Source organism: Pelagibius litoralis, assembly GCF_011683915.1.
Lineage (GTDB): Bacteria > Pseudomonadota > Alphaproteobacteria > Kiloniellales > Kiloniellaceae > Pelagibius > Pelagibius litoralis.
In genome coordinates, this window is the sequence record NZ_JAAQPH010000011.1 from 178,781 (window position 1) to 191,791 (window position 13,011).

General features: G+C 66.2%; 9 protein-coding genes. 8 read left to right on the forward strand and 1 reads right to left on the reverse strand.

Going from position 1 to position 13,011, the window contains the following annotated elements; genetic code table 11:
* The first annotated feature begins 31 nt into the window (after window positions 1-31).
* Window positions 32-709: an IclR family transcriptional regulator gene (locus tag HBA54_RS15490; protein ID WP_167226164.1), complete on the forward strand. Its 678-nt coding sequence runs from the start codon at window positions 32-34 to the stop codon at window positions 707-709.
* Here the strand turns inward: HBA54_RS15490 and HBA54_RS15495 are convergent.
* Window positions 706-4,131 carry an acyl-[ACP]--phospholipid O-acyltransferase gene (locus tag HBA54_RS15495; RefSeq protein WP_205944685.1) on the reverse strand — a complete coding sequence of 1,142 codons (3,426 nt, stop codon included), beginning with the start codon at window positions 4,129-4,131 and terminating at the stop codon, window positions 706-708. The two genes, HBA54_RS15490 and HBA54_RS15495, sit on opposite strands and share 4 nt — an antisense overlap.
* A 329-nt stretch (window positions 4,132-4,460) precedes the next feature.
* Here HBA54_RS15495 and HBA54_RS15500 point away from each other — a divergent pair, with 329 nt between their 5' ends.
* The 7 genes from HBA54_RS15500 to HBA54_RS15530 all read left to right on the forward strand — a co-directional run bounded on the left by HBA54_RS15500 (window position 4,461) and on the right by HBA54_RS15530 (window position 12,977).
* Complete coding sequence (locus HBA54_RS15500; protein ID WP_167226166.1) at window positions 4,461-5,321, forward strand: FAD binding domain-containing protein; 861 nt, start codon at window positions 4,461-4,463, stop codon at window positions 5,319-5,321.
* Window positions 5,322-5,332: 11 nt separating this feature from the next.
* The gene (locus HBA54_RS15505; RefSeq protein ID WP_167226168.1) at window positions 5,333-8,065 is read left to right on the forward strand and encodes a molybdopterin-dependent oxidoreductase; all 2,733 of its coding nucleotides are present in this window, start codon (window positions 5,333-5,335) and stop codon (window positions 8,063-8,065) included.
* A 28-nt stretch (window positions 8,066-8,093) separates the two neighbouring features.
* On the forward strand, window positions 8,094-9,617 hold the full coding sequence (locus tag HBA54_RS15510) for a 6-hydroxynicotinate reductase (protein WP_167226170.1): 1,524 nt from the start codon (window positions 8,094-8,096) through the stop codon (window positions 9,615-9,617).
* Entirely contained in the window at window positions 9,617-10,492 is an 876-nt protein-coding gene (locus HBA54_RS15515) for a UPF0280 family protein (RefSeq protein WP_167226172.1), read from the forward strand. Before HBA54_RS15510 ends, HBA54_RS15515 begins: the two co-directional genes overlap by 1 nt.
* A gap of 50 nt (window positions 10,493-10,542) precedes the next feature.
* A complete protein-coding gene (locus tag HBA54_RS15520) occupies window positions 10,543-11,124 on the forward strand; it encodes an amino acid synthesis family protein (protein WP_167226174.1) in 582 nt (193 codons plus the stop codon).
* Complete coding sequence (locus HBA54_RS15525; protein WP_167226176.1) at window positions 11,121-11,705, forward strand: amino acid synthesis family protein; 585 nt, start codon at window positions 11,121-11,123, stop codon at window positions 11,703-11,705. Before HBA54_RS15520 ends, HBA54_RS15525 begins: the two co-directional genes overlap by 4 nt.
* A 63-nt stretch (window positions 11,706-11,768) precedes the next feature.
* Window positions 11,769-12,977: an ABC transporter substrate-binding protein gene (locus HBA54_RS15530; protein WP_167226178.1), complete on the forward strand. Its 1,209-nt coding sequence runs from the start codon at window positions 11,769-11,771 to the stop codon at window positions 12,975-12,977.
* The last annotated feature ends 34 nt before the right edge of the window (window positions 12,978-13,011 follow it).

Consider the following 13,011-nt stretch of genomic DNA (forward strand, 5'->3'; position numbering starts at 1 on the left):
GCCAGACAGAATTTAAAGATGGGTCTGATCCATGGCGAAGGACCGGGTTGAGGCGGTCGAGCGGGCTTTGACGGTGCTGGAGGCCTTTGCCGAGGGGGAGGCATCCCTGAGTCTGGCCGAGCTGGCGGCGAGAACCGGCTTCTACAAGAGCACGATCCTGCGGTTGATCGGATCGCTGGAACGCTTCGGTTATCTGGTCCGCATGGCCGGGGGCGGCTATCGCCTGGGCCCGAGCCTGGCCCGCCTGGGGGCGCTCTATCGCGACGAAAGCGATCTCGAAGCGGTCTTGCGGCCCGTGCTGCGCCGTCTGCGCGATGACAGCGGGGAAACCGCCTCGTTTTATGTCCGCAGCGGCCTGACGCGAACCTGCCTCTACCGCGAGAATGCCGAACGGGAACTGCGCCATCATCTGGAGGAGGGAGCGCGCCTTCCCCTGATGCTGGGGGCGGCCGGCAAGGTGCTGCGGGCTTTCGCCGGTGAAAGTGATCCGGCTCTGCGGCGGGTTGCCCGGGACGGCTATGCTCTTTCCCTGGGCGAGCGCGATCCCCACATCGCCGCCGTGGCTGTCCCGCTGCTCGACCACGCCGGGCGGCTGCACGGCGCGCTCTGCCTTTCCGGCCTGGCAGCCCAGTTCACCCTTGGACACCAGCGCCGTTGCCGCGACCTTCTGATCGAGGCCGCGGTGGCCCTCAGGTCCGGGCTCGTTTAGGCCGCGGCCGCCTGATCCAGCAACTTGGCGGCGCCGACGTAGTCCAGCTTGCCGGTTCCCAGGACCGGCAGGGCGTCGACCTGTTGAACCGCCCGGGGCAGCATGATTTCGGCGACGCCCTTGGCTTTGGCGTGCGCCGTCAGGGCCTCAAGGCGGCAGTCTTCACCCTCGGTCAGCAGGACGATCTGCTCGCCCTTGCGGGGGTGGGGCATGGCCAGGGCCACGGCAAGCACGCCGGGCCAGACCTCGGCGGCCAGGGCCTCGATGGCCGCGAGAGAGACCATCTCGCCGCCGATCTTGGCAAAGCGTTTTGCCCTGCCGCAGATCCTGATGAAGCCGTCGTCGTCCAGGGTGACGATATCGCCGGTGTCGTGCCAGCCCTCGGCCGGCGGCTCCAGAACGCCCGGGTTCTCGGCCCGCAGGTAGCCCAGCATGACGTTGGGGCCGCGCACGTGCAGGCGGCCGCCCTCGTCGATGCCGGGAACCGGGTCGATGCGCAGCGTCATGCCCGGCAGCAGGCGCCCGGCCGTTCCCGGGCGGTTTTTCATCGGCGTGTTGACGGCCAGGACGGGTGACGTCTCGGTGACGCCGTAGCCTTCCAGCACCCGCACCCCGAACTTTTCCGCCCAGGCGCTGCGGGTCTCCGGGCGCAGCCGCTCGGCCCCGGCGAAAACCAGCCGCAGGCTGTAGAAGTCATAGGCATGGGCCATGCGGGCATAGCCGCTGAGGAAGGTATCGGTGCCGAACAGGATGGTCGCGTTGCAGTCGTAGGCAACCTCCGGGACGATGCGATAGTGCAGCGGCGAGGGATAGAGGAAGGTCTTCACGCCGGACAGCAGCGGCAGCAGAGTGCCCGCGGTCAGACCGAAGGAGTGGAACATCGGCAGGGCGTTCAGCACCGTGTCCTCATGGCTGAAGTCCACCATGGCCGAGACCTGATAGCGGTTGGCCTGGATGTTCACGTGGCTCAGCACCACGCCCTTGGGCAGGCCTTCGGAGCCTGAAGTGAAAAGGACCGCCGCCTCGTCGTCGGGGCTGATTTTGTGCAGGCTCTGCAGGCGCAGCGCCAGGCGGGGGAAAGACGCCTTGGTGAGGGCCGAGAGCTTGGCGAGGAAACCGATCTTGGGACGGATGTCCTCCAGGTAGAGGATCGTTGCCTGCTGGCCGATCTCTTCGATCAGCGGCTCCAGCTTGCCCAGGCTGACGAAACGCCTGGAGGTGATGACGGTACGGATCTCGGCCGCGGCCAGGGCGGCGCGGATGCCGGCGGCACCGGCAGTAAAGTTCAGCATCGCCGGGGTTTTGCCGCAGGCATGGCAGGCAAAGAAACTGACCACCGCGGCATTGGCGTTGGGCAGCAGCAGGCCGAGGCGTTTTTCGCTGGGCGCGGCGGCCTTGAACTGCGCCGCCAGGGCAAAGGCGCCGGTCATGATCCGGCGATAGCCGATGGGGTTGCGCTCGATGTCTTCCAGCACCGGCCGTTTGCCGTGCAGGCTGTGGGCATCGATCAGGCCCTGGAACAGGGTTTTCTCGCGCGGGCTCGTTTCGAAGACCATCTCGGTCATGATGTCGTGCAGCCTGGCCCCGGCATAGGCCCGGGCCGCGCGTCCGCGCAGATCTTCCGGCACCTCGATGGAACGCGCCGGCAGAACGTTCAGCGTGATCTTGGGAAACAGCCGGCGGCGCAGTTTGCCCTTGAGGCGTGAGAAGATGGTGTGCTGCGCGCCTTCGATGCGCAGCGGAATGATCGGCGCACCGGCTTTGGCGGCGATCATGGCCGGTCCGTCGTAGATCTTCATCAGCGCGCCGGTCACTGTCAGCCTGCCCTCGGGGAAGATCACCAGGCGGCGCTTCTGCTCCTTCACCAGCTTCACCATGGTGCGGACGGTGAGCGGACTGGTGGGGTCCACCGGAATGAGATCGAAGAACAGGAAGGCGGGGCGCACCCACCATTTCTTGGCCACGAAGGCGTTGATGGCGAAGGCCGGCTTGCCGGGCAGCAGGCAGCCCAGGAGGATGGCATCCAGGTAGGAGCTGTGGTTGGCCACCACCACCGCCGGGCTGCGCCCGTCGCCGTAGTGCTCCCTGTTGATCACGCGGGTGGCGAACAAGCGGCGCAGCAGGGTGGCGCCGATCGCCTTCACCACTTCGTCGGGAATCAGCTTCACAACGTAGATCGCCACCAGGAAGTTGGCGATGCCCAGGCAGAACAGCAGGACCTGCACCTTGACCCCCAGGGCCAGCAGAAGGGTCGTGAGGCCCAGCAGGGCGACCATCACCAGACCGTTCAGGATGTTGTTGCCGGCAATGGCCGAGGAACGGGTCTGCAACTGCGAGCGCGCCTGCAGCAGGGTGTAGAGCGGCACGGTGAACATGCCGCCGAAGGCCGCCAGGCCGATCATGTCGGCGGCGATGCGCAGGCCGGGCCAGGAGGAGAAGAAGGCGGCCATGCCGGCCTCCGCCCCGTTCGCTGTCGCCGCGCCGTAAGCGCTGACCGCAAAGGAAAGATCGACCAGGCAGAGCGCCATGCCCAGGGCGCCGAGCGGCACGTGGCGCGCCGACACTTCGTCTTTCAGAAGCTTGGTCACCAGGGCCGTGCCGGCGGCGATGCCCAGGACGAAGCTGCCGATCAGGGCGTTGGCGACGTTGGCCGAGACGCCCAGGTCGCGCTTGGCGACGTCGGGGAAGATGGAGATCACGATCAGGCCAACGGCCCAGAACCAGGAGATGCCGACGGCTGAGCGCAGCAGCGTCACTTTCTTGCTGACAACGGCAAGGGCGTTCAGTGCGTTCTTCAGCGGGGCAAAGGCGTAGGCCGCGGCATCGCTTGCCGGCGGCGCGGCGGGGATGAAACGCGAAACGCCATAACCGGTGACGGCCAGTACCAGCAGACAGGCCATGACCACTTCGATCAGCCCCTGGGCGGCCAGGAAGCCGCCGAAGAGGGTGCCGGCGAGGATGGCGACGAAGGTCGAGGTTTCGATCAGGGCGTTGGCCTGGATCAGCCGCTCCTCGGGCAGATGCTGCGGCAGGATGGCGTACTTCGCCGGCCCGAAGAAGGCGGACTGGGTGGCGTAGGCAAACATCGCCAGAAGCACCAGGCCGCTATGGCCGGTGAAGAGGGCCGCCGCCGCCAGCAGGGCCAGGGGAATTTCGATCAGCCGGGTGATGCGGACGATCTTCGTCTTGTCGCTGCAGTCGGCCAGCTTGCCGGCACTGCCGGAAAACAGCAGCAGCGGCACCACGTAGGCGCCGGTGCCGATCATCAGCGAGACGCCGGGCGCGGTTCCGAAGAGAGACAGGCCGTGAAAGGCGACCAGAAAGGCAAAAGCGCTCTTCAGCACATTATCGGTGAAGGCCCCGAAGGCCTGAACACAGAAGAGCGGCAGAAACCGCCGGCTGCGTAAGATCGATTGAGACATGATCGCTCCCCTGTATTCCTGGGCAAAGCCCGCGTTGCGGCCGGCTATGCTGGGTCCCCGTTTGTATGGCATAGGTTCAAAATTGAACGGTGTTCACTTATTTGAGCATTAATTGAACGATGTTCAATAAGAAATTTCCCGCCTTCGGTTCCCCTGAGTAGCGCAACGCGGGTTTCAGGCGGGTTACTTTTTATTTCGTATACAAAGTAATTAATGAAACGTCGGCGATCATTCGTGTTTCCGCAAGTGATCCGGGCTTTCTTGACAGGGAAACTTTATGTTGCATACTAAATAAAAAAAGAAGCTCAGCAGATCGGGGAGTGTGGCAGGTGGGGTCTTACCTTCGCCCGCAGCGGCTTGAGGAAGCGGTCGGCGCTTTGGCGGACGGCGGCTATACGGTTCTTGCCGGGGGTACGGATTTCTATCCCGCGCGCGTCGGTCGCGCGATTGACGATCAAGTCCTCGATATCACAGCCCTCGACGAACTGCGCGGTATTGCCGAACTCGGTGATCGCTATCGCATCGGCGCCCTGACCACCTGGAGCGATGTCATCGCCGCGCCGCTGCCCCCCATGTTCGACGGATTGAAGCTGGCGGCGCGAGAGGTCGGCGGCGTTCAGATCCAGAACGCCGGAACGCTCTGCGGCAACCTCTGCAATGCCTCGCCCGCCGCCGACGGCGTGCCGCCGCTGCTGACCCTGGCGGCGGAGGTTGAGCTGTCTTCCCAGGCCGGCAGCCGTTGCCTGCCGCTGGCGGATTTCATCCTCGGCAACCGCCGCACCGCGCGGCGGCCCGATGAATTGGTCACCGCGCTTTATCTTCCGAAGCCCGCCGGCGCGGCCTGCAGCGACTTTGTGAAACTCGGCGCCCGCAAGTATCTGGTGATCTCCATCGTCATGGTCGCGAGCCTGTTGGAACACGACGATGCCGGGCGGATCACGACGGCGCGTCTGGCCGTCGGCTCCTGCGCCGCCACCGCGCACCGCCTGTCGGCGCTGGAGGAAGCGCTGCTCGGCAAGCCGCTGGATAGCGGCTTGCCCTCGGTTGTGACGGCCGCTCATCTCAGCCCCCTGTCGCCGATCGACGATGTGCGTGGCAGTGCCGAATACCGCATGGAGGCGGCGGCCCAGCTTGTGCGGCGCAGCCTGGAGCGGCTTGCCCGCCAATCTCAAACCGGTGCTGCAGTATGAGAGACGGCGAGATGACACTGGCGACGGTCGCTTTCTCGGTCAATGGCCGGCAGGTCAGCCTGGAGGTCGATCCGCGCGAACGTTTGAGCGAAACCCTGCGCCATCGCCTGGGCCTGACCGGCACAAAAGTCGGCTGCAATGCCGGGGACTGCGGTGCCTGTACGGTGCTGGTGGAGGGCGAACAGCTCTGCGCCTGTCTGCTGCCCTGCGGCCAGCTTCCGGGCAAGGCGGTGACGACGGTCGAGGGCCTCTCGGAACTGCCGCGTATGGCGGCATTGCAGCAGGAGTTCCTGGAACATGGCGCGGCGCAGTGCGGGATCTGCACCCCCGGCATGTTGATGGCCGCTGCGGCGCTTCTGAAAAAGAATCCGCAACCCGATAAAGTCCAGGTGCAGGACGCCTTGGGCGGGGTGCTCTGCCGCTGTACCGGCTACCAGAAAATCGTCGAGGCGGTCTGTTCGCTGGGACAGCCGCAACAGGCCGTTGTGCCGCCAGCGGGGGCGGCGGTCGGCGCACGCATGGTGAAGACCGACGGTGCCGCCAAGATCAACGGCGCTGAGCTTTACGGCGCCGACACGGCGCCGGAGGATGCGCTTTGGCTGCGCGTCATCCGTTCACCCCACGCCCGTGCAACCTTCTCGCTGGGGGATCTTCCGAAACTGGTCGCCGATACGCCGGGGCTGGCGGCGGTGCTGAGCGCGGCTGACGTTCCCGGCAATGCCTTTGGCGTCTATCCCACCCTGAAGGACCAGCCGGTGCTGGCCGACGGCGTCGTGCGCTATCGCGGCGAGGCTGTTCTGGCGCTGGTGGGGGAGCGCGCCGCCATCTGGGCGCTTGCCGAAGAGGCTCTGCCGATCACTTGGCAGGTCGAGGACGCCCTGGACGATTGCTGGGTCGCCGATGCCGTCGACGGTCGCCAGGTCCACGCCCAGCACCCGGACAATGTTCTGGCCCGTGGCCATGTGGACAAGGGCGACGCCGAGGCGGCCCTGGCCACGGCGGAGGTGGTGGCCGAGGGCAGCTTCGCCACGCCCTTCATCGAGCACGCCTATATCGAACCGGAAGCCGGTTATGCCCTGCGCCGCGGCGATCGACTGGAAATCTGGGCGACGACCCAGGCCCCTTACATGGACCGCGACGAGACGGCGCTTGTCCTTGGCCTGGATAAAGAACAAGTGCGGATCATTCCCTCAGCTTGCGGCGGCGGTTTCGGCGGCAAGCTGGATCTCTCCATCCAACCGCTTGTCGGGCTGGCGGCCTGGCGGCTCGACCGGCCGGTGCGCGGCGAGTACAGCCGGCCAGAATCCATGATGTCCTCGACCAAGCGCCACCCCTCGCGCATTACCGCCAGGCTGGGCTGCCGCCGCGACGGCAAACTGACGGCGCTGCGGTTCCACGGCATCTTCGATACTGGGGCCTATGCCTCCTGGGGGCCCACGGTTTCCGACCGGGTGCCGGTGCACTGCAGCGGGCCCTACGTCATCCCCCACGTGCTGGCGGATACCGAGGCGCGTTTCACCAATGCCCCGCCGTCAGGTGCCTTCCGCGGTTTCGGTGTGCCTCAGGCGGCCCTGGCCAATGAAGGTCTGATGGACGATCTGGCCGAGCAGATCGGCATGGACCCGCTGGAGTTTCGCTACCTGAACGCCATCCGGGCCGGGCAGGCGACGGCGACCGGTCAGGTGTTGCAGGCCTCCGTCGGCCTGGACAAATGCATCGAGGCGTTGCGCCCGGACTGGCAGGCCCTGCGCCAAGCCGCTGAGGAATTCAATGCAGAGAGTGGTCGGCTGCGGCGCGGCGTGGGGATCGGCTGTGTCTGGTATGGCTGCGGCAACACATCCATGTCCAACCCCTCGACGCTTTCCCTGGGTATCGACCGCCAGGGAAAGATCACGCTCTACAACGGCGCCGTCGATATCGGCCAGGGCAGTAACACGGTGATGGCGCAGATCGCCGCCGACGGCCTTGGCCTGCCCGCCGACCTGATCCACGTCGTGATGGGCGATACGGCGTTGACGGCAGATGCCGGCAAGACCTCGGCCTCGCGCCAGACCTTTATCTCCGGCAAGGCGGCGGAGCTGGCCGGCCGCGATCTGCGCCAGAAGATCCTGCGCCTCGCCAATGCCGGCAAGGCCGCGACCCTGGAGCTGAGCGGCAGCCGTATCCTGGTCAGCGACGATGTCGATGTGCGGACCATCGAACTGGCCCATCTGCCTCTGGGCGAGAACGGTGATGTGGTCCGCGGCAGCGGCACCTTCGATCCGCCGAGCACGGCGCTCGACGAACACGGTCAGGGCGACCCCTACGCGACCTATGGCTTCGCCGCGCAGATCGCCGAGGTGGAGGTCGATGTCGAGCTGGGCACGGTGAAGGTGCTGCGCCTGATTGCCGCCCACGATGTCGGCCGTGCGGTCAATCCGACCCTGGTGGAGGGGCAAATCCACGGCGGCATCGCCCAGGGGCTGGGGCTGGCGCTGATGGAGGAATACCTGCCCGGGCGCACCGAGAATCTGCACGACTATCTGATCCCGACCATCGGCGACATGCCGGAGATCAAGTCTATCCTGATCGAGGACCCGGAACCCCTGGGCCCTTACGGCGCCAAGGGCGTGGGCGAGCATTCGCTGATCGCCACGGCGCCGGCGATCTTCGGCGGCGTCTATCAGGCGACCGCTGTGAGGCTGCGCGAGACACCGGCGACGCCCGACCGGGTGCGCGCGGCGCTGCGCGCGGCGGGGTTTTAGGGATCGTGGTATTAATGAGAGGCGGTATATGAGCGAAGCTGAGGGCAATACCGAGACCAGGCGCAGCGACCGCGCGGATGTCGTGGTCTGCGATGCCTGCCCGGTGCTCTGCCGCATCCGGCCTGACAAAACCGGTGCCTGCGGACGCTACGGCAACGTCGGCGATATGCTGGTGCGCATGGACCCCTTTGTCCTGGCGCGTCAGGCGGCTGAGCGCGATGAGGAGTTGGTGCCTTTTCTGGCCAGCCCGGCGGCGGGCGCCGAATGGGACGGCAGTCTGGTCTCCGGCGGTGACGCTTTCGTCACCGGGATCGGCGCCGGTACCACCTACCCGGATTACAAGCCCGCCCCCTTCATCGTTTCCTCCAAGGCCGAGGGCGTTGACATGGTCACCGTGGTGACCGAAGGGATTTTCAGCTACTGCGGCGTGAAGGTGAAGATCGATACCGACCGCCACCTGGGGCCGGAACAGGCGGCGGTGCGCTGTAAGGGCGAGCAGGTCGGTCATGTGACCACGGCGGAATATGGCTCGCAGATGCTGGCGCTAGGCGGTGTGCGCCATCTGACCGGCGGCAGCAAGAAAGAGGGCAATGTCACCTGCCAGGCCCTGCTGTCGCTCTGCAACAAGCAGGCGGTGGAGCTGGAGATCGACGGCGGCGCGCGGGTGGAGGTTCAGGCCGGCAGGGCCCCGGTGATCAACGGCGTGACCGAGGAGCGCATGCGCGTCGGCTGCGGCTCTGCCACCATCGGCATCTTCGCCCAGCAGTGGCTCGGCCATGCCGACGAGGTGATCGTGGTGGACGATCACATCACCGGCGTTCTGACCGAGCACCAGGCGGGCAAGTTCCTCGATATGCCGGCCAGCGGCCTGCGCGTGCGCGGCCGGCGCTCGACCCCCGGGCGCTACTTTCAGGTGGCCGAGCCCGGGACCGGCTGGGGCGGCACCAACATCAGCGAGCCCCTGGCCATCGTCGAGAAGATCGATCCCAATATCGCCTGGCCGGGCCTGCGCCTGCTGATGGTCAGCACCACCGGCGAACATGCCGCCTGGTTCGAACTGGACGAGGACCTGAAGCCGCGCGAAGCCGAGATGCCGCAACCGATCCAGACCGTGGTGGACCGCATCGGCGAGAACTGCGAACCGGCACTCTCCTCCGTGCTGTTCATGGCGGGCGCCGGCGGCAGCCTGCGGGCCGGGGCGACCGAGAACCCGGTGCGCCTGACCCGCTCGGTGAAAGACTCGCTCACCCGGGTGACCGCCGGCGGCGCGCCGGTCTACGTCTGGCCCGGCGGAGGCATCACCATCATGGTCGACGCCCTGGCCATGCCGGACAACGCCTTCGGCTACGTGCCGACGCCCGCCATCGTCGGTCCCATCGAATTCACCATGCCCTACGAGACCTACGCGGAACTGGGCGGGCATATGGACTTCGTCCAACCGCTGGAAGAGGTGCTGAGGGAAAGCGGGGCGGGCGCGCGCATTCAGATGACCGAACACAGGGCGGAAAACCCTTGGCCGCTGCGGCCCGGCAGTGCTGGGGGAAAGCCGTGATGCGCGAATCGATTCAGGCCCGAAACCTGGCCGACGGCCGCCTGCATCTGCACGAGGGGCCGATCGACCTGATCATCGAGGCTTTCGGCGATCAAGCCGAGATCCGTAAGGCCTATGCGGCGGCGGCGGCGGTTTTTCAGGATGTGCTGCCGGATCTCGTGAACGAGCTGCCGCTGCTCAGGCATCCCCTCTGCGGGGCGCCGCCGGGCCTGAAGGGCGCTGTCGCCCGGCGCATGCAGCGCGCCTGCGCCGCCCATCGCCCGGCTTTTGTGACGCCGATGGCGGCTGTCGCGGGGGCGGTGGCCGATCATATACTCTCCGCCATGACCGCGGTTGCCGATCTGCGGCGGGCTTATGTGAACGACGGTGGCGACATTGCGCTGCACCTGTCGCCGGGCGAAAGCCTCGCCTGCGGCCTGGTGGCGGAGATTGAGGTGCCGCGCCTGACCGGACGGGCGGTGGTTTGCGCCGATATGCCGGTCCGCGGCATCGCAACCTCGGGCCGTGCGACGCTGGGTCAGGGTGGGCGCAGCTTTTCCCTGGGCATCGCCGATGCGGTTTCGGTTTTTGCGCAGGATGCCGCGACGGCCGATGTCGCCGCGACCTTGCTGGCCAACGCCGTCAACCTGCCCGGACATTCTGCGATCCGCCGCTGCCCCGTGGAGGAAGTCGACCCGGAGAGCGATCTGCAGGGTAAGATGGTGACGCTGGAGGTCGGCGATTTGAGTTTGGATGAATTGCGGTCCGCGCTTGGCCGCGGTGCGGCGGCGGCGGAAGAGATGCGGTCTCGCGGTTTGATCGAGGCGGCAGTGTTGTTCCTGCGCGGCGAGGTGGAGGTGGTTGCGGCGCCCCGCGGCCTGCTGGCGGCGGCCTAAAAGCCCCTGGCGGTCTGTTGGCGGCAGCTTAAGAGAAAGAAGGAGAGTTCATGTCTGTGGATGTGCGCAAGTATCAGACGACGGTGGAGGAAATTCTCCACGAGGGCGGTCCGCCGCCGGCGGCGCCGCTGCTCGTCGGTTCGGTCTCGGCCGTGATCGACAATCCCTTTGCCGGGCGCTATGTCGAGGAACTGCAGCCTTTCATGGAGGAGCTGAAGCCTTTCGGCCTCGCCATGGCGCAACGCCTGATCGATGCCCTGGGCGGCGACGCGGCGGCGATTTCCGGCTACGGCAAGGCGACCATCGTCGGCGCGGGCGGTGAGCTGGAACACGGCGCGCTCTGGCATGTGCCGGGCGGCTATGCGATGCGCGAACTGCTGGGCGATGCCAAGGCCATCGTCCCCTCGTCCAAAAAGGTCGGTGCGGTCGGCGCGCGGATCGACGTGCCGATCACCCACATCAACGCCGCCTATGTGCGCGGCCACTTCAGCGCCCTGGAGGTCGGGGTGCCCGACGGACCGCGCCCCGATGAGCTGGTGCTGATCCTGGTCATGACCACCGGCGGGCGGATTCACGACCGCATGGGCGGTCTGCGGGCCGAAGATGTAAAAGGGGAGGATGGCCTCAGATGAGCGTCAAGGTGCGCAAGTTTGTCGTCACGGTCGAGGAAACCTGCAAGGAGATCGGCCGGGACATCGCGCCGCCGACGCGCCGGGCTGCCGCCCTGGCTGTGATCGAGAATCCCTTTGCCGGGTGTTACGAGGCCGATCTCGAAGTACTGATGCAGGCCGGGGAGGAACTGGGCCGGGTTTTGGGCGAGAAGGCGGTCGCGGCTCTGGGCGTCGCCCCTTCGGCGATCGAAAGCTACGGCAAGGCGGCCATCGTCGGCGAAGGCGGTGAATTGGAACACGCCGCGGCGATCCTGCATCCGCGCATGGGTAAGCCGTTGCGTCAGGCGGTGGAGAAGGGCGCGGCGCTGGTGCCTTCGGCGAAGAAGATGGGTGGGCTCGGCACCGTCATCGATGTGCCCCTGGGCCACAAGGATGCCGCCTACGTGCGCAGCCATTTCGATGCCATGGAGGTGCGGGTGCCCGATGCGCCGCGCCATGGCGAAATCGTGGTGGCCATCGCGGTGACGGATTCCGGCCGGCCGCTGCCGCGGATCGGCGGCCTGACGACTGACGAAGTAAAGGGGGAGGACGGTCTGCGCTGACAGCCGTGGTCCACCAAGACTAACTCTAAGAAACAACACGACACAAAAAACAAGGAGGCCAAGATGGGGTTGAGAAAACTGGTTACCTTTGCGGCGCTTGCCGCCGCCGTTACGTTTAGCGGGACGGCCGGGGCGGCGGATACGATCCGTATCGGCGATATCAACAGCTACAAACGTCTGCCCGCCTTTACCATTCCCTACCGTCAGGGCGCCGAGCTGGCCATCGAGCAGATCAATGCGGCTGGTGGTGTGATGGGCAAGCCGCTGGAACTGATCTCGCGCGACGACCAGGGCAAGCCCGGCGAGGCGGTGCGCTACGCCGAAGAGCTCTTCGCCAAGGAAGACGTGGTGATGATCACCGGCTCGCTGTTCTCCCACGTCGGTCTGGCGCTCAGCGCCTATGCCGATCAGAAGAAGCGGCTCTACCTGGCCGCCGAACCGCTGGCCGATGCCTTGGTCTGGGCAAAGGGCAACCGCTACACCTTCCGCCTGCGGCCCAGCACCTATATGCAGGTGGCCATGCTGGCTGAAGCCGCAGCGAAAAGCGATGCCAAGCGCTGGGCCACCATCGCGCCGAACTACGCTTACGGCAAGGACGCGGTGGCGGCCTTCAAGAAGATCCTGAAAGCCCGCAAGCCGGATGTCGAATTCGTCGGCGAACAGTGGCCGGCGCTCTTCAAGATCGATGCGGCGGCTGAATCGCAGGCGCTGGAGGCGGCCAAGCCCGACGGCATCTTCAATGTCACCTTCGGCAGCGACCTCACCAAGTTCGTGCGTGAAGGAACTCTGCGGGAGCTGTTCAATGACCGTACGGTCCTGGGTTTGCTGACCGGGGAGCCTGAGTACCTCGACCCCCTGGGCGCGGAAGCGCCGAAGGGCTGGATCGTCACCGGCTATCCCTGGTCCGAAATCGACACCCCGGCGCACAAGCAGTTCGTCGATGACTATCAGGCGAAGTTCAACGACTATCCGCGTGTCGGCTCCCTGGTCGGCTACAATACCCTGCTGTCCATTGCGGCGGCTTTGGAGAAAGCTAACAGTACCGACACCGAGGCCCTGGTCGATGCCTTCAAGGGTCTCAGCCTCGATACGCCGGTGGGACCGATCACCTATCGGGCCATCGATCATCAATCCACCATGGGTGCCTTCGTCGGCTTGACCGATGTGCGCGACGGCAAGGGGGTCATGGTCGATTGGAGCTATCGCGACGGGGCGGCCTATCTGCCCAGTGACGAGGAAGTGCGCAAGCTGCGCCCTGCCGACGGTAGCTGATGATACGCCTGCGCCGCCGCCGGGGCCGAACGGA

Excerpts from the sequence above, each read along its gene's own strand:
- HBA54_RS15490 (WP_167226164.1), top strand. The coding sequence starts at position 32 with ATGGCGAAGGACCGGGTTGAGGCGGTCGAGCGGGCTTTGACGGTGCTG.
- HBA54_RS15495 (WP_205944685.1), bottom strand. The coding sequence starts at position 4,131 with ATGTCTCAATCGATCTTACGCAGCCGGCGGTTTCTGCCGCTCTTCTGT.
- HBA54_RS15505 (WP_167226168.1), top strand. The coding sequence starts at position 5,333 with ATGACACTGGCGACGGTCGCTTTCTCGGTCAATGGCCGGCAGGTCAGC.
- HBA54_RS15510 (WP_167226170.1), top strand. The coding sequence starts at position 8,094 with ATGAGCGAAGCTGAGGGCAATACCGAGACCAGGCGCAGCGACCGCGCG.
- HBA54_RS15515 (WP_167226172.1), top strand. The coding sequence starts at position 9,617 with ATGCGCGAATCGATTCAGGCCCGAAACCTGGCCGACGGCCGCCTGCAT.
- HBA54_RS15520 (WP_167226174.1), top strand. The coding sequence starts at position 10,543 with ATGTCTGTGGATGTGCGCAAGTATCAGACGACGGTGGAGGAAATTCTC.
- HBA54_RS15525 (WP_167226176.1), top strand. The coding sequence starts at position 11,121 with ATGAGCGTCAAGGTGCGCAAGTTTGTCGTCACGGTCGAGGAAACCTGC.
- HBA54_RS15530 (WP_167226178.1), top strand. The coding sequence starts at position 11,769 with ATGGGGTTGAGAAAACTGGTTACCTTTGCGGCGCTTGCCGCCGCCGTT.